This window comes from Pseudomonas sp. MF6776 (assembly GCF_016613125.1).
GTDB classification, from domain to species: domain Bacteria; phylum Pseudomonadota; class Gammaproteobacteria; order Pseudomonadales; family Pseudomonadaceae; genus Aquipseudomonas; species Aquipseudomonas iridis.
Genome location: NZ_JAENSQ010000010.1, coordinates 19,935 through 40,003, shown reverse-complemented (window position 1 = coordinate 40,003; position 20,069 = coordinate 19,935). Strand labels below are relative to the sequence as shown.

General features: G+C 61.3%; 5 protein-coding genes. 3 read left to right on the top strand and 2 right to left on the bottom strand.

Annotated elements, in window-relative coordinates; all coding sequences use genetic code 11:
• Positions 1 to 24 precede the first annotated feature (24 nt).
• The 3 genes from pvdO (at position 25) to JJD74_RS13480 (ending at position 5,266) form a co-directional block, all read left to right on the top strand.
• On the top strand, positions 25 to 912 hold the full coding sequence (gene pvdO, locus JJD74_RS13490; protein WP_200614608.1) for a dihydropyoverdine dehydrogenase: 888 nt from the start codon (positions 25 to 27) through the stop codon (positions 910 to 912).
• Positions 913 to 1,020: 108 nt separating this feature from the next.
• Positions 1,021 to 2,670, top strand: a complete 1,650-nt coding sequence (locus JJD74_RS13485; protein WP_200614605.1) for a cyclic peptide export ABC transporter — start codon at positions 1,021 to 1,023, stop codon at positions 2,668 to 2,670.
• Positions 2,671 to 2,785: 115 nt separating this feature from the next.
• Complete coding sequence (locus JJD74_RS13480) at positions 2,786 to 5,266, top strand: TonB-dependent siderophore receptor (RefSeq protein ID WP_200614603.1); 2,481 nt, start codon at positions 2,786 to 2,788, stop codon at positions 5,264 to 5,266.
• 100 nt (positions 5,267 to 5,366) lie between these two features.
• Here JJD74_RS13480 and JJD74_RS13475 read toward each other — a convergent pair whose 3' ends face one another.
• Both JJD74_RS13475 and JJD74_RS13470 read right to left on the bottom strand, forming a co-directional pair.
• Positions 5,367 to 6,323 (bottom strand): alpha/beta hydrolase, encoded by a 957-nt coding sequence (locus tag JJD74_RS13475; protein ID WP_047300424.1) that lies wholly within the window; start codon positions 6,321 to 6,323, stop codon positions 5,367 to 5,369.
• Between the two features lie 75 nt (positions 6,324 to 6,398).
• A complete protein-coding gene (locus tag JJD74_RS13470; protein WP_200614600.1) occupies positions 6,399 to 20,057 on the bottom strand; it encodes a non-ribosomal peptide synthase/polyketide synthase in 13,659 nt (4,552 codons plus the stop codon).
• Positions 20,058 to 20,069: the final 12 nt, after the last annotated feature.

Genomic DNA, 20,069 nt, shown 5'->3' with positions numbered 1-20,069 from the left:
GTTTTCCTTTCACAGAGACGACTCATGAAAAAGCCTCACACCCGCTTCACTTTCAAGGCGCTCCCCGCCCTGGCTCTGACTGCGCTGTGCGCCGGCCTGTTGCCCGGCGCCGCTCAAGCTGCCACCCCGCCGGCACCCGGAAAAGTGTTCAAAGACTGCAAGGACTGCCCGGAAATGGTGGTGTTGCCGACCGGCAGTTACATCATGGGCACCCCGGACGACGAAGTCGGTCGCGAACCGGACGAAGGCCCACGCCACGAAGTGACCTTCAGCAAACCGTTCGCCATCAGCCGCTTCCAGGTGCTGGTGGGCGAATGGGACGCGTATGTGCGCGAAACCGGCAACAAACCTTATGACTTCGATGATCGTCCGGGTCGTCGCTGCACGGCCGGCAAACCCGAATTCAAACAGACGGCGCGCGATCCGGCCGTGTGTATGAACGTCGCTGAAGCCCAAGGCTACATCGACTGGCTGTCGAAGAAGACCGGCAACGCTTATCGCCTGCAGAGCGAATCGATCCGCGAATACGCCGCACGTGGTGGCAGCACCGGGCCCTTCCCGTTCCCGTTCGATGAAGGCAACAACTACCAGATCTCCAAACACGCCAACACCTATGGCGCCGCCGACGGCTACAACTTCACCTCACCGGCCGGCACCTTCCCGGCCAACGCGTTTGGCGTTTATGACGCCCACGGCAACGTCTACGAATGGACCGCCGACTGTTATCACAAGGATTATTCCGACGTACCGAGCGACGGTAGCCCATGGACGCAGGAAAATTGCGAGCGCCAGGTCATGCGCGGTAACGACTGGGGCGAAGCGCCGGTTTTCTCCCGTTCCGGCAACCGCAACAGCAGCTGGCCAACCAGCAAGGGCGACTGGCTCGGGTTTCGAGTAGTGCGCGACCTCTGATCCCGCCTCACGCGACCGCAGCCCACCTGCGGTCGTTTAAAGAAAGTCCGTGACCATTCGTTTTCCTTAAGTACCGGCACTCCCTCCGCATCGAAGCAGGAATCCTCCATGACCAAGCCTACGCGTGGGGCGATCAACGAATTGTTCGCCCTGCTCAAGCCCTTCCGCCTGATCGTCTCTGCGTCCATCGTGCTTGGCATGATCGGCGGCCTGAGTGTCACTGTGCTGCTGGCGACCATCAACAATGCCCTGCACTCCGACGACGGCCTGACCCGCACCGTAGTCATGATCTTCGCCGGTCTGTGTGCACTGGCGCTGCTGACGACGATTCTGTCCGACATCGGCACCAACTATGTCGGCCAACACATCATTGCCAAGCTGCGCAAGGAACTGGGGGAAAAAGTGCTGTCGGCGCCGATCGACCAGATCGAACGCTATCGCAGCCATCGCCTGATCCCGGTATTGACTCACGACGTCGACACCATCAGTGACTTCGCCTTCGCCTTTGCGCCGTTGGCGATTTCGATGACCGTCACCCTCGGCTGCCTCGGTTATCTGGCAATGCTGTCGTGGCCGATGTTTTTGATGATGCTGGTGGCCATCGCCATCGGCACGACCATTCAGGCGATTGCCCGGGCCAAGGGCATGCGCGGTTTCTACGCCGCCCGTGATTGCGAAGATGAACTGCAAAAGCACTACAACGCGATTGCCGAGGGTGCCAAGGAACTGCGCATTCATCGTCCACGGCGTCAGCGCATGTTTGTCGCCGGAATTCAGAAAACCGCAGAAAAAATCTGCGACACCCAGATCAAATCGATCAACACCTTCGTCATCGCCAAGTCGTTCGGTTCGATGCTGTTCTTCGTGGTGATCGGCCTGGCGCTGGCCATGCAATCCTTCTGGCCTAGCGGCGATAAAGCGGTGATGAGCGGTTTTGTCCTGGTGCTGCTGTACATGAAGGGGCCGCTGGAACATCTGGTCAGCACCTTGCCGATCATCAGCCGCGCACAAATTGCCTTCCGCCGCATCGCCGAGCTGAGCGAGCAGTTTTCCTCGCCCGAGCCGCATCTGTTGCTGGAGGATCACGGCAAGAAACCCGGTGTCGTCAACAGTCTGGAACTGAACAATGTGCGCTACGCCTTCCCTCCAGTGGAAGGCAGCGAACCGTTCCGTCTGGGGCCAGTCAACCTGCGCATCGAACAGGGTGACATCGTGTTCATTGTCGGCGAAAACGGTTGTGGCAAAACCACGTTGATCAAACTGTTGCTGGGCCTCTATGCACCGACCGAGGGCGAAATACGCGTCAACGATCAACCGATCACCGCGCTCAACCGCGATGATTACCGACAGAACTTCACCACCATCTTTGCCGACTATTACCTGTTCGATGATCTGATTCAGGGCGACCGCGAAGTCCCGCAGGACGCCACGCGCTACCTGGAGCGTCTGGAGATTGCGCACAAGGTCAGCGTGCGCGACGGCGCCTTCAGCACCACCGATTTGTCCACCGGCCAACGCAAGCGACTGGCGCTGGTCAACGCTTGGCTCGAAGAGCGTCCGGTGCTGGTGTTCGATGAATGGGCGGCGGATCAGGATCCGACGTTCCGGCGCATTTTCTACACCGAACTGTTGCCCGACCTGAAACGTCTGGGCAAAACCATCATCGTGATTTCCCATGATGACCGTTACTTCGACGTTGCCGATCAGCTTGTGCGCATGGAGGCCGGCAAGGTCAAAAGCGAACTGCAAACTGCTTGATTGAAGAGGCCGTGGCCAGGCTGGAAAAAATAATTTTCCGGTTTGCCGCGGCTTCCTCGTCTTAATGAGATGAATAAGAACCATTAACAACTATACCTGCCAAGGTCTTAACCTCATGTCCGCATCCCGTTTCATGCTTCGCCCTCTGACTCGAGCCCTGCTGATGCACGGCGCCACACGCTCCCGACTGGCCAGCACCGGTCTGGGTCTGGCACTGACTGTCGCTGCCGCCCCTTACGTCCAGGCGCAGGAATGGACCCTGAACATTCCGGCTCAGCCACTGGCGCAGGCGCTCCAGGCGCTGGGCCAGCAGACCAGCCTGCAGATCATCTACAGCCCGGAAAACCTGCAAGGTCTGCGCTCCAGCCCGCTCAGCGGCCGGTATCAGGATGACGACTCACTCAAAGCCATCCTCAAGGGCACTGGCATCAGCTATCAGCGCGACGGCAATACCGTCACGGTACTCGGCCCGACCACAGGTGATGCAATGGAGTTGGCACCGACCAACGTCAACGCCCAGCACCTGACCGCCACCACCGAGGGCAGCAACTCCTACACGACAGGCGGAGTGACCATCGGCAAGGGTGTGCACTCGCTGAAGGAAACACCGCAATCGGTCACGGTGATGACCCGCAAAATGCTCGACGACCAGAACCTCAACACCATCGAACAGGTGATGGAAAAGACGCCGGGCATCACCGTTTACGACTCGCCAATGGGCGGCAAGTATTTCTACTCCCGCGGTTTCCGCATGACTGGCCAGTACCAGTACGACGGCGTGCCGCTGGACATCGGCAGCAGCTACGTGCAGGCCGATGCCTTCAGTAGCGATATGGCGATCTATGATCGGGTCGAAGTGTTGCGCGGCGCAGCCGGGATGATGAAGGGCGCCGGGGGCACCGCAGGTGGAGTGAACTTCGTGCGTAAACGCGGCCAGGACACCCCGCACACGCAACTGTCGTTATCTGCCGGCACCTGGGACAACTATCGCGGCCAGGTCGATACTGGCGGCCCGCTGAACGACGCCGGCACCATCCGTGGTCGCGCCGTGGTCACTCAACAGACCCGTCAGTATTTCTACGACGTGGGCGAACGAAGGGACCAAATCTACTACGGCGCGCTGGACTTTGACCTGAGCGACTACACCACCCTGGGTCTGGGCATGGCCTATGAAGACGTCGATGCCACGCCGTGCTGGGGCGGCTTGCCGCGTTACGCCGATGGCAGTGACCTGAAGCTCTCTCGCTCCACATGCCTGAACACCGCCTGGAACAACCAGCGGAGCAAGCGGGCCACTTACTTTGGCGACCTGAAGCACGAATTCAACGACAACTGGGCGCTGAAGGTTGCGGGTGTCTACTCGAAAAACACTCAGGACATGGAATACGCCTTCCCGAGCGGTTCGGTACCGGTTGGCGCCACCAGCACCAATACCCTGATGATCGGCAGCACCTTTGACTACGATCAGGTCGACTACGGCCTCGATGCTTATGTGGACGGCAAGTTCGACGCATTCGGCCAAGAGCACGAGCTGGTCGTCGGCGCCAACGCCAGCCGCTCCCACAAGGATGATTTCTACGCCGTGGCACTCCTGCCTCAAACTCAGGATGTGCTGAACCCCAACCACCACCTGCCCCAGCCAGATCAAAGTTACTACCTGGCCAACGCCACCCGGGGAGGTCCGGTGGACATGCGAATCAAGCAATACGGCGCCTACTCCACGGCACGCCTGAAACTGGCCGATCCGCTGACCTTCGTCCTGGGCAGCCGCGTCAGCTGGTACAAGTCCGAAACCGACTCTGTCTCGTACTGGCGCGGCGAAGGCACACCGACCAGTTCCCAGGCCAAGGAAACCGGGCAAGTCACTCCGTTCGCCGCGCTGTTGTTCGACATCAACGACAACCTGACCGTTTACACCAGCTACGCGGATATCTTCACCCCGCAAGGCAACTACAAGACCATTAACGGTTCGACCCTCAAGCCATTGATCGGTCAAAGCTATGAACTGGGGATCAAGGGTGAATGGTTCGACGGTCGCCTGAACAGCTCCTTCAACCTGTTCCGCACCGTTCAGAAAGACGCAGCCCAGGATGACCCGGCCTGCCCGGACAGCACCTGCTCACTGAACTCCGGCAAAGTGCGCGCCCAAGGCTTCGAAGCAGAAGTCAGCGGTGAAGTCATTGACCGCCTGCAATTGCTGGCCGGCTACACCTACACCCAGACCAAGGTGCTGGAAGACGCGGACGCCAGTCTGGACGGTGTGGTGTACAACTCGTACGTGCCGCGCCACCTGCTGCGCGTATGGGGCGACTACGCCCTCAGCGGTCCGCTGGAGCGCGTTACCGTCGGTGCAGGCGTCAACGCCCAAAGCAGCAACTACCGTGTCTCGCCGAGCAGCGGCAACGATATCAGCCAGGCGGGCTATGCGGTCTGGAACGGTCGTGTCGGCTACCGCATCGACGACACCTGGTCCGTGGCACTGAACGGCAACAACCTGTTCGACAAGCGCTATTACGCTACGGTCGGTACCGAAGGCTGGGGTAACTTCTACGGTGAACCGCGCAACTTCGTGATGTCGGTCAAGGCTGACTTCTGATTCTGCAGCGCCAATGAAAACGCCCCGCAATTGCGGGGCGTTTTTTTGCGTACAAGGTAAGAAGCTGCATTCCCACGAAGAGCGCGGGAACGATCAATGTTCAACCCAAATGGCGACTCAACGCCCGACTCAGGCTTTCATACACGCTCAGCACCTCCGGCATGACCGAGACCAGCCTGAGCAAGTCATGGGTCAGGCCCGAACAATGTTCGAGTTCAACATTCCCCCCCTGCGCGCGCAATTTATCGACATAGGCCTGGCCTTCATCGAGCAACGGATCAAACCCGGCCAGCAGCACAATCGCCGGCGCCACACCGCGCAGGTCTTCGGCCAGCAACGGTGAGAAGCGCCAGTCCAGCAGGTCTTCGGGGCTGCGGGCGTAGTGCTGGTAAAACCAGTCCAGCGTATCGTTCTCCAGCAAATACCCTTCACTGAACAACAAGCGCGAATCGTGAGTGCGCGAGGCATCAGTGACCGGATAACACAGCAGTTGCACCTTGGGGACGATGGCCACAGTCCGTGGCTGAACCACCGCTTGCAAGGCCAGCACCGTCGCCAATGTGCCGCCGGCGCTATCACCACCGAACGCGACTCGACCGGCATCCAGTCCCAAGGCCAGCGCCTGCTCCGCCAGCCAGGACAAAGCGTCTTCACCGTCCTCCAGCGCTGTCGGGAAGCGGTGCTCCGGCGCCAGTCGATAGCCTACCGACAACACCGCGCACGGCGTACGCCGGCAGAATTCGCGGCAGACTCCGTCATGGGAATCCAGGCTGCCCACGACAAAACCACCGCCATGGAAATACACCATTACCGGCATCAGTGCCGTCGCTGCGCTCGGGCGATATAAACGCAACGCCAGCGGCGCACCGTCCCGCGCCGTGGTGTTGACCTCCAGCACGTCAATATCCTGAGGAGCATTCCAGCGCAATTGCGCCGTGGTTTGTTCGAAGATCGCCCGGGCCTCTGCCGGGGTCAGTTGATGCAACGCCGGCTGGCCTGCGTCCTGGCCGTCTTGCGCCAGGTCGAGGAACGCTTCCAGATCAGGGTGTAACGACATCGAAAAAATCCTTATGTCTGTAAAAAAGGGACGCGCCTGAGCAACGCCCCCCAGCAATGATTAAAACCCCGGTTCTCAGCCCACCCGCGCCATGCAATGCTCGATCAACGCCTCAAGCTCGCGCTGATAATCCTGCATGAACGACTCCATGGTGCTGGCCCGATAACGCTGGGTGCTGTAGATGCAACGCAGCGCCAACTGACCGTCGTACACCTGGCCGACAACCTCCAGCCAGTTGCCCAGATTGGCCTGCAGACTATAGTTGTCGCCGGTTTCTTCCAGCGCCGGCACCAGCAAGGCTTGCTCGTCGAAGCTCTGGTCGAACTGCCCCAGATAGTTGAACGTCACTCGTGCCTGCGGCAGGTCGGCCAATTGGCGGGCCAGTTGCGGGCCGGCCAAGTGACGCAACACGCCGTAGCCGATGCCCTTCTGCGGGATGGCCGCCAACTGCGCCTGCACGTTGATGATCGACGCACCGATGTCCGCGCTGTCGGGAGTGAGCCGGACCGGGAACATGCTGGTGAACCAGCCCAAACTGCGGCTCAGATCGATATTCTCGAACAGGTCCTCGCGGCCGTGCCCTTCCAGCAGAATCAGCGCCGATGGCTGTTCGCTCCAGCGACACAATGCCCGACTCAGGGCCGACAGCAGCAGATCGTTGATCTGCGTGCGATAGACCGCCGGCGCCTGTTTGAGCAATTGCCCGGTGTGCTCGCGGGACAACTTGAGTCGCGCCTGAGCCTGGTGACGCACCTGATTCTTGCCGCGACGGTTGTCGCATGGCAGGTCGATACCCGGCTGATCCAATTGCTCCAGCCAGTAACCCAATTCCTGCTCGGCAATAATCGGCGCCTGCGCCTGCAGGGCTTCGGCAAATGCGCGATAGCTGCTGGTACGGATCGGCAATTGCGGTTCGATGCCGATCACGCAAGCCTCGTAGGCGACCTTCAAGTCGTCGAGCAAAATCCGCCACGACACGGTGTCGACCACCAGATGGTGGATAACCATCAACAGCCGCGCCTGGCCGTCCGGCAAAGCGATGTGCACCACACGCCAAGCCGGTCCATCATCGAGTTTGAGGCTGCGCTGAGTCAGGTTCGCCAAGGCCTCGACCTGCTCGCTGCTCTCGACTTCACGGCGCCACAGCAACGTCTCGCGGCGCTCGGTTGGTGCGGCATAGCGCTGCAACCAGCGCCCGCCTTCCTGACAGAAGCGCAGGCGCAAGGTGTCGTGATGGTTTTCGATCCAGCCCAGCGCCTGTTCCAGGGCATCCAGATCCAGAGTCTGACGCGCACTCAGCAAAAACGACTGGTTGTAGTGATGAGACTCGGCCATGCGTTCGGCAAAAAACCACTCCTGAATCGGCAGCAGATTGAACAACCCTTCACTGGCCACATGGGTGAGGTCCACCGACGGTTGCGCGGTGGCGGCCTTCACCACGTCCTGCTCGACGATGCCAGCAATGGTCTGATAACGCATCAGATCGCGCAGCTTGAGGTCCATCTGCAGGGTCGGGTGGTTCCTGACCCGGGAAATCACTTGCAGACTCAGGATCGAGTCGCCGCCCAGTTCGAAGAAGTTGTCGCTGATACCGACCGGCTCCACCTGCAACACCTGCGACCAGATCTGCGCCAGTAATTCTTCCTGCTGATTGCGCGGGGCGACGTATTCCTCGCTTTTGAATTCCGGCTCGGGCAATGCCTTGCGGTCGAGCTTGCCATTGGGGGTGATCGGGAAGGCACTGAGGCAAACGATCTGCGCCGGCACCATGTATTCCGGCAAGGTGCTGCGCAGACCGGCCTTGAGTTCTTCACCCAGTTGCTGGCCGGCGTCGGTGACCACATAACCGATCAGTTGCTTGCCAGAGACACTGTCCCGGGCGATCACCAACGCGTCGTTGACCTGCGCCAGTTGCCGCAGGCTGGCCTCGACTTCACCGAGCTCGATACGGAACCCGCGCACTTTGACCTGATGGTCGATACGACCGACGTAATCGACCACGCCGTCCTGGCGCAAACGCACCAGATCGCCGGTGCGGTACAGCCGCTCGCCGCTGGCAAACGGATTGGGCACGAAGCGTTCGCAGGTCAGGTCTGGCCGGCCATGATAACCACGGGCAACCCCGTAGCCACCGATGTACAACTCGCCGGCAAAACCTGGCGGCAGCGGATTCAGTTCTTCATCCAGCACATACAGCGAACGCGCACCCACTGCCCGGCCGATCGGCGCATAGGCTGCTTCACACTGTTGGCTCACCGGCACTTTCCACAGCATCGGCGTGACCACGGTTTCCGTCGGCCCGTAGCCGTTGGTGAAGTACTCGGGACGCAGCGCCGCCTTGACCTGTTCGAAAGTCTGGTCCGGCACCGCATCGCCGCCGAAGCAATAGATGCGCACCGGTGGCGGTGCAATTGCGCTGGCGGCGGCGTACTCGGCCAGTTGCTTGAGGTAAGCCGGCGGGAAGCAGGCGATGGTCACGCCGTACTCGTGCAACGCCTGATAGGTCTGCTCCGGAGTCCACAGGCAACCGTCGCGTACCACCAACCGGCCGCCGCTGTACAGCGTACTCAACCAGCGCTCATGAGCACCGTCGAAGGCGAACGACATGAAGTGCAGCTCGCAACTGCGGCTGTCCATTTCATACAGTTTGGCGATGGCCTGACAGTGCATGCTCAGTGGTCCCTGAGTAACCGCCACGCCTTTTGGTCGTCCGGTGGAACCCGAGGTGTAAACCAGATAGGCCAGCCCTTGCTCCAGCACGCGACGCACCGGCGCCTCATCGCCATAGCGGGATTCGTCGAGGTGATCCAGCTCAAGGCGCAACAGGCCCTCGGGCGCCGGCAACGTCGCCCGCAGGCTGCTCTGGGTCAGCAGCAACGCCATACCGGAATCTTCGATCATGTACGCCAGACGCTCTGGCGGGTAATCGATGTCGAGCGGCACATACGCTGCGCCGCTTTTGAGCACAGCGAGGAAGCTGACGACCATTTCCAGTGAGCGCGGCAGTGCCACGCCGATCACTACTTCCGGCCCCGCGCCATGCTCGATCAAGCAATGGGCCAGACGGTTGGCCCGTCGTTCCAGCTCGCCGTAGCTCAGGCTCAGCCCGGCGCATTGCACCGCAATGGCCTCGGGCTGACTCAGTGCGTGTCGGCTGATCAGCTCCGGCAACAGCTGCGATTGGTGCTCCGCCGCCGGTTCGGCGCTCCAGGTTTGCATCGCCTGCCATTGTTCAAGCGACAGACGCTGCAGGTTACCCAGGCGTTCGTAAGGCGCGCGCATCATCGCCTCAAGGGTGTTTTCCAGGGTCAGGCGAATGCCTTCCACCGCCTCGGCACTGAAGTGGCTGCGCAGGTACAGGTATTCAATCGACAGTTCGTCGCCGAGCATCACCGCCAGGTCCATCGGCACGTTCGTCACGTCATGTCCGATGGATTTGCCGAAGCTCAGGCCGGTATCGTTGTCTTCTTGCAGGCGATCATCGATCGGGTAGTTCTCGAACACGATGATGCTGTCGAACAGCGCCTGCCCGCCCAGGCCGGACCAGCGTTGCACGTCTGCCAGCGGAACCTGGGAATGGTCGCGTATATCCAGGTTGTAGGCCTGGATCCGGTTCAGCCAGTCTGCCAGAGGCTGATCCGGTTCCAGCGTCTGAATGATCGGCAAGGTGTTGATGAACAGACCCAGCATGTTGCCGACATTGGGCAAACTCTCGGGACGCCCGGACACCGTGGCACCAAAGGTCACGGTGTTTTTCCCGGTGTAGCGCTGCAACAGCAGCAACCATGCGCCCTGGATCAGCGTGTTCGGCGTAATCCGCAGATCGCGACAGAACTGAAGCAGACGACCGGTCTGTTGCATGTCCCAACGCGAGTAAATGGCGTTGTGGCCGGGTTCATCGGACACATGCCGTGGATGGATGGCCTGGCTCAACGCCGTCGCCTCGTTGACCGGGGCCAGCCGGGCTTTCCAGAACAGCTCCCGGGCGGCTTGGTCCTGGGCTTGCAACCAGGCGATAAAGTCGCGGTAGCGACCATTCTCAGCGCTGATTTCACCCTTGGCGTAGTGCTGGATCACCTCACCAAACAGCCGCGAGCTGCTCCAGCCGTCCATCAGGATATGGTGACTGGTCCAGACCATCTGATACTGATCTTCTGTGCTGCGAATCAACAACACTCGCTGCAGTGGCGCATGGGTCAGCTCGAAGCCTCGCGCACGGTCCTCGGCGGCCCGCGCGGCAATGTCCGCCTCGCTGGCGTCACGATCGCGCCAGTCGAGCACCTGCAAATCGAGCGCCGCCTGACGCTGGACAACTTGCAGCGGTTTGGCCAAGCCATCGTGCCAATGGAAGCTGGTGCGCAGGATGGCCTGACGCTCGATGACCGCCTCCCAGGCCTTGCGAAAACGCTCAACATCCAGACCGCCCACCGGCAAACTGATCTGATTGACGTACAGGCTCGAACCATTGTCCGACAAGGTATGGAACAGCATGCCCTCTTGCATCGGCGACAGCGGATAAATGTCTTCGATCCGGGACGGGGCTATCGGCAAGGCGTCCAGTCGGGCCTGATCCAGCTGCGCCAGCGGGAAGTCCGAAGGCGTGACGCCGTGACTGTCCGATTGGCAGCAATGCTCGATCAGCAGCTCCAGCTCCCGGGCGTACTCCTCGGCCAGGTGTCCGATGGTCGAGGCGTTGAACATCTGCGTGCTGAATGACCAGCCGACACTCAACTCGCCGCCGTACACTTGGCCATTGAGCGTCAGCCAATTCCCCAGCAGCGCATCGTTACTGTGTTCTGCGCCCTTGACCTCATCGACCGGCACAAACAAGGCACCGCTCTGGCTATCGAAGCTACCGTCAAACTGCCCCAGGTAGTTGAAGGTGATACGCGGTGTCGGCAGGGTCCGCAGCGATGCCTGGCAAGCCTCGTCACCCAGATAACGCAGCACACCGTAACCAATGCCACGATCCGGAATCGCGCGCAGTTGCTCCTTGATTTGCTTGATCGAGCCGGCGAGCTCCTGAGTCGGGGTCAATTTGACCGGGAACAGGCTGGTGAACCAGCCGACTGTGCGGGTCAGATCGAGTCCGTCGAACAAATCTTCACGACCATGGCCTTCGAGCTGAATCAGCACCGACGACTGTTCGCTCCAGCGGGCGATCACCCGTGCCAGCGCCGTCAGCAACAGATCGTTGACCTGTGTGCGGTAAGCCGCCGGGGTTTGTTGCAGCAGTCGTCGGGTCAAGGTTGCGTTCAGGCGACTGTAAAGCGTCAAGGCATGGCGGCTTTGCAGGCTGCCCTGAGGGTTATCTTGCGGTAGCGGCGCGCCGTCCGAGCGCTGCGCCTGCCAGTAAGGCAGTTGCCCAAGCAGCGATTCACTGCGGGCGTGACGTTCTAATTGCTCCGCCCAATGCTTGAAGGACGTGGTCTTGGCCGCCAATGCCAACGATTCGCCGGCCAGTAACTGACGGTAGCTGCCCTGCAAGTCCTCCAGCAGAATCCGCCAAGACACACCGTCGACCACCAAGTGATGAACGATCAACAACAAGCGCTGTTCGCCCTCAGGCAAATCGAACAACACCGCGCGCAACAACGGGCCTTGTTGCAGATCCAGACTGCGCTGGGCTTGTTCGGCGACGCGTTCCAGGTGGGCGGCATCGCTGACCGTTTCCTGCCACAACGGTGACAGGCGCTGTTGTTCCACGTTTCGATAGCTCGCCGACCAGCTGCATGGCGTTTGTGTAAAGCCCAGGCGCAGGCCGTCGTGATGATCGATCAGCGCGTGCAAGGCCTGTTCAAGCGTCTCGGCCACCAGAGGGTTTAACGGTTTGAGCAGCACCGACTGATTCCAGTGATGGCGTTGCGGCAAGGGCTGTTCGAAGAACCATTGCTGAATTGGCAGCAATGGTGTCTCACCTGTCACCGGGCCTTGATCGATTGGCGTCAGGGCTTTGCCAAGCTGCGCGACAGTGGCCAGCCCCTGGACGGTCTGCTGCTGGAACAGATCCTTGGGTGTAAAGCTGATTCCCTGCTGACGCGCCCGGCTCACCACCTGAATGGAGATGATCGAATCGCCGCCCAGGGTGAAGAAGTTGTCAGTCAAGCCGACCCGTTCGAGTTTCAGAATGTCCTGCCAGATCCCGGCAATCTGCTGTTCCAGCGCGGTGCGCGGGGCCACATAATCGCGCTGCGACTGACTGGCATCGGGTGCCGGCAGCGCGTTTCGATCGAGTTTGCCATTCGGCGTCAACGGCAGTTGTTCAAGGAACAACCACTGCGCAGGCACCATGTAGTCCGGCAGATGCGCCTTGAGGGCGGTCTGTAGCGCTCCACTCAAGTCGTCCTGTTCTTTGAGACTGAGGCCGCTATCACTTGGCACCACATACGCCACCAGTTGCTGACCACTGTGGCCATCCACCGCCAACACCACACCGTCACGCACGCTGTTATGGGCAAGTAACCGCGCTTCTATTTCGCCCAGTTCGATGCGGAACCCGCGCACCTTCACCTGATGGTCGATGCGCCCGACATATTCGATACGGCCGTCGTCAGTGAAGCGGGTCAGGTCGCCGGTGCGATACATGCGCTCGCCGGTTTTCGACAGCGGGTTCGGCACGAAACGTTCGGCGGTCAGACCCGGGCGGAACAGATAGCCACGGGTGATGCCGTCGCCGGCCAGATACAGCTCGGCCGCCACTCCAATCGGCGCTGGCTGCAATTGGCCGTCGAGCATATACGCCGTGGTGTTGACCAGCGGCCGGCCAATGTTCGCTTGGCCACCGAGTTCACGGCGGGTGCAGGTCGAATACGTGGTGTCTTCCGACGGGCCGTACAGGTCGTAGACGTGCGCCACTGCCGTCTCGCGGTAGAGCGTGTCGACCAGACTTTGCTTCAGTGGCTCACCCGCCAGGTTGATGATGCGCACGCCCGGCGGGATTTGCCCGATGCGTTGCAGTGCGGCAATCGCCGACGGCACGGTGTTGATCAGGCGTACCTGATCACGCTCCGGCAAGTCCGGTAGCTCCAGCGCATTACGCGCCATGACAATCGAACCGCCACGCGCGAGGGTGACGAAAATCTCCCACACCGACAGGTCGAAACACACCGACGTCGAGGCCAGTACACCTTGCAGATCGTCTTCGCTGTAGACATCGGCGGACCAGTGAATCAGCGCCTGCACATTGCGATGAGCGATGGCCACGCCTTTCGGTTTGCCGGTCGAACCGGAGGTGTAGATCACGTACGCCAGATTGGCGGAGTCGCCCTGCGCTGGCAGATTGTCCGAAGACAACTCGGCAAACGCCTGACCGCCCGCCTCGACCAGTACCACTTCGGCTTCGGTCTGCGGCAATTGCGCCAGCAGCGACTGTTGCGTCAGCAGGACTTTTGCCTGGCTGTCTTCGAGCATGTAGGCCACGCGATCAGCCGGATAATCCGGGTCCAGCGGCACATAGGTGCCACCGGCCTTGAGCACCGCCATCAAGGCGATTACCAGCTCCGCCGAACGCGGCATCGCCACGCCCACGCGGATTTCGGGGCCGACCCCGAGCACCTGCAGATGACGGGCCAACTGGTTAGCGCGCTGGTTGAGTTCGGCGTAGCTCAGGCCCACGCCGGCGTGACTCAGGGCCTGTGCGTGCGGATGCATTTGCACGCGGGCTTCGAAGCTTTGCGGGATCAGACGTTCAGCCGGATACGTGGCGTGATTGTCGTTCCACTGCGCCAGTGTCTGGCGTTCAGCGACCGACAGCAGGCCGATCTCGCCCAACAGCCGTTGCGGCGCCTCAAGGAACTGACGCAGCACTTCTTGCATATGCGCCGCCAGCCCCTGCACGCTGCGTTCGGCAAAGTGTTCGGTGAGGTAATTGAAGTCCAGATTCAACACGTCGCTGGCCCCGGCGATCAGGGTCAGACCGTAGTTGGTTTGCTCGCGGTGCTCTAAACCTGCGAAACGCAGGCCACCGGGGTTGGCTTCCAGCGCTTCGGACACCGGGTAGTTTTCAAACACCAGCAAGGTGTCGAACAGCGCCTCGCCACTCAACTGAGCCAGACGCTGGATGTCCTGCAACGGCGTCTGCTCGAAGTCACGCAGCAACAGGTTCTTGTCCTGTACGCTGCGCACCCAGTCGCCGACGCTGACCGTGGCCTGCGGGCTGGCGATCACCGGCAAGGTATTGATGAAAAGACCCAGTTGCTGCTCGATGCCCGGCAGATCCACCGGGCGCCCGGACACGGTTGCGCCAAACGCTACGGTGGCCTGGCCGGTGTAGCGTTGCAGCACCAGCAACCACGCCGCTTGCACCAGGCTGTTGAGGGTCACTTGCTGCTGACGGGAGAAACTGTTCAGGCGCTGAGTAAAGACTTCGTCGAAATGCAGACGATGCATTTGCTTGCCCGGCCCCGGCACGGTACGCCCATGGCAGGCCGAGGCCAAACGGGTCGGCTCGTCCAGTTCAGCCAGTTGCCCGCGCCAGAAATCCTCTGCGCCGGCCTTGTCCTGACCTTGCAGCCAGACCAGGAAGTCGCGGTAACGACCCTGTGCACTCGGCACCGGGTGACCGGCGTAATCCTGCAATACCTCGCCGAACATCCGCGAGTTGCTCCAGCCGTCCATGAGGATGTGGTGGCAGGTGAAAATCAGACGATGACGGTCATCGGCAGTACGTAGCAGGCACAGGCGCAACAGAGGCGGGTTCTGCAGATCGAAACCGCGCTCACGGTCGGCCTGCGCCCGCGCTTCGAGCACGGCCGGCAGATCCGTCACACCGCGCACATCGACTTCCGGCATTTCCAGAGTCAACTGCCGGTTGATCACTTGCAGCGGCGCATCGAGGCCGTCGCGGCCCCAGATGAAACCGGCGCGCAGCACTTCATGGCGATCCACTACGCGCTGCCAGGCTTGCTGGAAGCGCGCCACGTCGAGGCCGTCGATATCCAGCAGCATCTGATAGACATAGGCGCTGGCATCGGCGTCGTACAGGCTGTGGAACAGAATGCCCTGCTGCATTGGCGCCAGCGGATAAATGTCCTCGATGCGCTGGGCAGCGATCGGCAGGCTGTCCAGATGCGCTTGGGACAACCCCGCCAGTGGCACGTCGGACGGCGTCAAACCACCGCTCGGGTGGCTAAGGCAATGGTCGATCAACTCGCCCAGCGCCACTTCATACGCGCGGGCCAGCGCGTTGATGGTTGCCTCTTCAAAGACATCGCTGCTGTAGGTCCAGGTCAGGCTCAGTTGGCCCTGATAGACCCGACCGTCGATGGTGAGCCAGTTGGCCATCGGCGCGTTTTCGTCCTGGCCGGCGCCCTTGTCTTCGGTGGCCGGCACCCACAGGGCGTCGACGTCGAAGTTGTTGTCGAACTGGCCGAGGTAGTTGAACGTCACCTTCGGTTGCGCCAATGGGTTCAGGGAAGCTTGCGCCTCGGGGCTGCCCAAGTGACGGAGCAAGCCATAGCCGATGCCTTTATTGGGGATCGCGCGCAGTTGCTCCTTGATGCCCTTGATCGACGCTTCGAGATTGACCTCGGGGCTCAGGCGCACCGGGAACATGCTGGTGAACCAACCCACCGTGCGGCTCAGGTCGACGTCGTCGAACAGGTCTTCACGACCGTGACCCTCAAGCTGCACCAGTGCGCTGTCGGTGTGGGTCCACTGGCACAAGACCCGGGCGAGCGCGGTCAGCAACAAGTCGTTGACCTGGGTGCGATAAACCGCTGGCGCCTGCTGCAGCAACTGACGGGTGCGTTCGGCGTCCAGACGCGTATCGACACTGCGTTCGAAACGGTTGCTCAACTGGCCCTGCGGGTTGTCCAGCGGCAGTTCGACCGACACATCGCGCAGCTGCCCGCGCCAGTAATCCAGTTCGCCTTCCAGTTCAGCGCTGCGGGCATGCTCCTGCAGACGCTTGCCCCACTCCTTGAACGCGCTGGTCTTGGCCGGCAGACGCACGGCTTGCTGGGTGCTCAGTTGTTGATACGCGGTTTGCAGATCTTCCAGCAGGATCCGCCACGACACACCATCGACCACCAGGTGATGGATCACCAGCAGCAAGCGCTGGCTGGCGTCCGGCAAATCGACCAGTGCCGCGCGAATCAGCGGGCCATCGAGCAAATCGAGGCTGCGTTGCAAGTCCAGGCACAAGGCCGGCAATGCCGCGCTGTCGTCCAGCGTAAAGGTGCGCAGCAACGCTTGCGCTTGCTCCGCAGGCGCATGGCTCTGTTGCCAGCCATCGCTGGATTGGCGATAACGCAGGCGCAGGGCGTCATGGTGCCGCTGCAGATGCTGCAACGCCTGCGCAAGCGGTGCCGCTTGCAGCGCGGTGGCCGGGGTCAGCAGGATCGACTGGTTCCAGTGATGCCGCACCGGGATGTCGCTGTTGAAGAAGTAATGCTGGATCGGCGTCAGGACCGCGTCGCCCAGTACCTCGCCCTGCTGGGTCTGCACCGCATCGCTTTGTTGCGCGACGGTGGCCAGACGCTGCACGGTCTGGTGCTGGAAAATGTCCTTGGGGGTGAAGCGAATGCCCGCCTGACGGGCGCGGCTGACCACCTGAATCGAAATGATCGAGTCGCCGCCCAGCTCAAAGAAGTTGTCGTTGAGGCCGACCCGCTCGACCTTCAACACGTCCTGCCAGATCTCGGCCAGACGCTGTTCGAGTTCGTTGCGCGGTGCCGCGTACGCTTCCTGCACCTGGGCGACGTCGGGCTGTGGCAGTTGCTTGCGATCGAGTTTGCCATTGGCCGTCAGCGGCAGACGTTCAAGGAACGCCCAACTGACCGGAACCATGTAATCCGGCAGGGATTGGCGCAGGTGAACCTTGATCGATTCGCGCAGCGCGCCCTGCCCTTCGGCGTCCAGCGTCTCGTTGGCGACAATCCAGGTCGCCAGTTGCTGACCGCTGAGGCCATCGACCGCCAGCACCACCGCCTCGCGCACTTCGGGGTGCTTGAGCAGTTGCGCTTCGATTTCCCCGAGTTCGATACGAAAGCCGCGAATCTTCACCTGATGGTCGATACGGCCGATGTATTCGATCACACCGTCGCCGCGCAACCGCGCGAGGTCACCGGTGCGATACAGACGCTCACCCGCCTGCGGATTGAACGGATCCGGCACGAACCGCGTAGCAGTCATTCCCGCCTGGTTCAGGTAACCACGGGCCAGACCGGCGCCGGCAATGTACAACTCGCCGATGCAGCCTTGCGGCACCAGGTTCAGCGAGTTGTCGAGCAAGTACCACGACAGGTCGACAATCGGTTCGCCGATCGGGCTGCTGTGGCTATGCTGCAAGTCGGCCAGCGACAACGGCCGGTAAGTCACGTGCACGGTGGTTTCGGTGATGCCGTACATGTTGACCAGCGTGGGGGCACAGTCGCCAAAACGCTCGAACCACGGACGCAGGCTCTGCACTTCCAGCGCCTCGCCACCGAACACCACATAACGCAGCGCGTTATCGCGTGTCGACTCGCTGGCCACCTGCATCAACGGCTTGAACGCCGACGGCGTCTGGTTCAGGACGGTGACATTTTCGTCGCACAGCAGAGTGTAGAAATCCTCCGGGGAGCGGCTGACGTCGTGGGGCACCACCACCAGTTTGCCGCCATAGAGCAGCGCACCGAAGATCTCCCACACCGAGAAATCGAAGGCGTAGGAATGGAACAGTGTCCAGCTGTCCTGTGGACCGAAATCGAACCAGTGTTCGGTGGCGCTGAACAGGCGCATGACGTTGCTGTGCGGCAGCAGCGCGCCCTTCGGTTTGCCGGTGGAGCCGGAGGTGTAAATGACGTAGGCCAGATTGTCCGGCGTAGTCAGGCACACCGGGTTGGTGTCGTTGCCATGTTCTGGCGTTTGATTCAGATCGAGGCACGCCAGCCCCTGCGGAACCGGCAATTGCGCCAGCAGATGCTCTTGGGTCAGCAGCAACTCGATGCCGCTGTCTTCGATCATGTGGCTCAGGCGATCATCCGGGTAACCCGGGTCCAGCGGCACATAGGCGCCTCCGGCCTTGAGCACCGCGAGGATGGCGACGATCATGTCCAGCGAACGCTCAACGGCGACACCGACGCGTACGTCCGGGCCGACGCCACGCTCGATCAGCACATGCGCCCACTGGTTGGCGCGGCGATTGAGTTCTGCGTAGGTCAGGCGTTGCCCGTCGCAGGTTACGGCCACCGCATCGGGATGACGTTCGGCCTGGGCTTCGATGGTTTGGTGAATGCATTGCTCGACCGTTTGCTCGACCAACGCCGGGTTCCACTGTGCGAGCAATTGTTGCTGCTGGCTGCCATCGAGCATCGGCAACTGGCCGATGCGCTGCGTCGGCTCGGCGACGATGGCCTGCAACAGTGCGGTCCAGTGTTGCGCCAGACGCTCGATGGTTGCCGCGTCGAACAGATCGGTGGCGTACTTGAGCACGGCTTCGATGCCATGCGCCTGTTCGGTGGTGTTGAGGGTCAGGTCGAATTGCGCGGTCTGGCTCTGCCATTCCAGTGGCTCAATGCTCAGGCCGTTCAGACGCGTCTCGACGCTCGCGCGGCGTTCGGCCTGGTGGTTGAACATCACCTGGAACAAAGGACTGTGGCTCAAGCTGCGGCCCGGCTCCAGCGCTTCGACCAGTTGCTCGAACGGCAAGTCCTGATGGGCTTGCGCTTGCTGCGCGGTTTGCTTGACCTGACGCAGCAGATCGACAAACGGCAGTTGCCCGTCGATGTCGGCCTTGAGCACCTGAGTGTTGACGAAGAAGCCGATCAGACGCTCGATTTCCACCCGCCCACGGTTGGCCACTGGCACACCGACACGAATGTCGGGCTGCCCGCTGTAACGGTGCAACAAAGCCTGGAACGAGGCCAGCAGCAAGACGAACAGCGTGACGTTTTCCTTGCGCGCAAAGGCCTTGAGCGCGTTGCTCAGCGTCGGGTCGAGAATCAGGTTATGGCTGGCGCCGGCGAAGCTTTGCTCGATGGAGCGCGGGCGATCCATCGGCAGTTCCAGCACCGGTTGCTCGCCGCCCAGCTTCTCCTGCCAGTACGCCAGTTGCCGCTCCTGCTCCCCGGCCTCCATCCACTGCCGCTGCCACAAGGCGTAGTCGGCGTATTGAATCGGCAAGGCCGGCAGACCGGCGTCGTGACCGAGATTGAAGCCAGCGTAAAGCTGCACCAGCTCTTCGATCATCACTTGCAGCGACCAGCCATCGGACACGATGTGGTGCAGGGTCAGCACCAGTACATGATCATGCGGGGTGACTTGCAGCAAGGCCGCGCGCAACAGCGGGCCGTGCTCCAGGTCGAAAGTTTTCTGGCTCTGGGTCTGCACGAACGCCTGAATTGAAGCCTCAGGGTCGTTCGCCAGCGCAGCGCTCAGTTGATGGATCTCCAGTGCAAAGGGTCCTGCGGGCAGGACCACTTGCAAGGGTTGCCCGGTTTCCTGAGTGAACACCGTGCGCAGGGTTTCGTGTCGTTCGATCAGCGCCTGGACGCTGCGCTCCAGCGCAGTCACATCCAGCGGCCCCTGCAAACGCAGGGCCGTCGGAATGTTGTAGGCCGCGCTGTGCGGCGCCCACTGCCAGAGAAACCACTGGCGTTGCTGAGCGTAGGATAGCAACAGCGGCTCTTCAGCCGTGCGCTTGAAAACCGGGGCAATGTCAAAGAGGTTGACGCCTTTCTGCTTGAGCAGAACCGCCAGAGCCTTTCTTTGCTTAGCCGAAAGTTGTCCTACCGACTCGATTAACTCTTGCACGCGTTTTTCCCT

What these genes read in the sequence shown, in the direction of transcription:
- JJD74_RS13485 (WP_200614605.1), top strand. Translation starts at nt 1,021, where the DNA reads ATGACCAAGCCTACGCGTGGGGCGATCAACGAATTGTTCGCCCTGCTC.
- JJD74_RS13475 (WP_047300424.1), bottom strand. Translation starts at nt 6,323, where the DNA reads ATGTCGTTACACCCTGATCTGGAAGCGTTCCTCGACCTGGCGCAAGAC.
- JJD74_RS13480 (WP_200614603.1), top strand. Translation starts at nt 2,786, where the DNA reads ATGTCCGCATCCCGTTTCATGCTTCGCCCTCTGACTCGAGCCCTGCTG.
- pvdO (WP_200614608.1), top strand. Translation starts at nt 25, where the DNA reads ATGAAAAAGCCTCACACCCGCTTCACTTTCAAGGCGCTCCCCGCCCTG.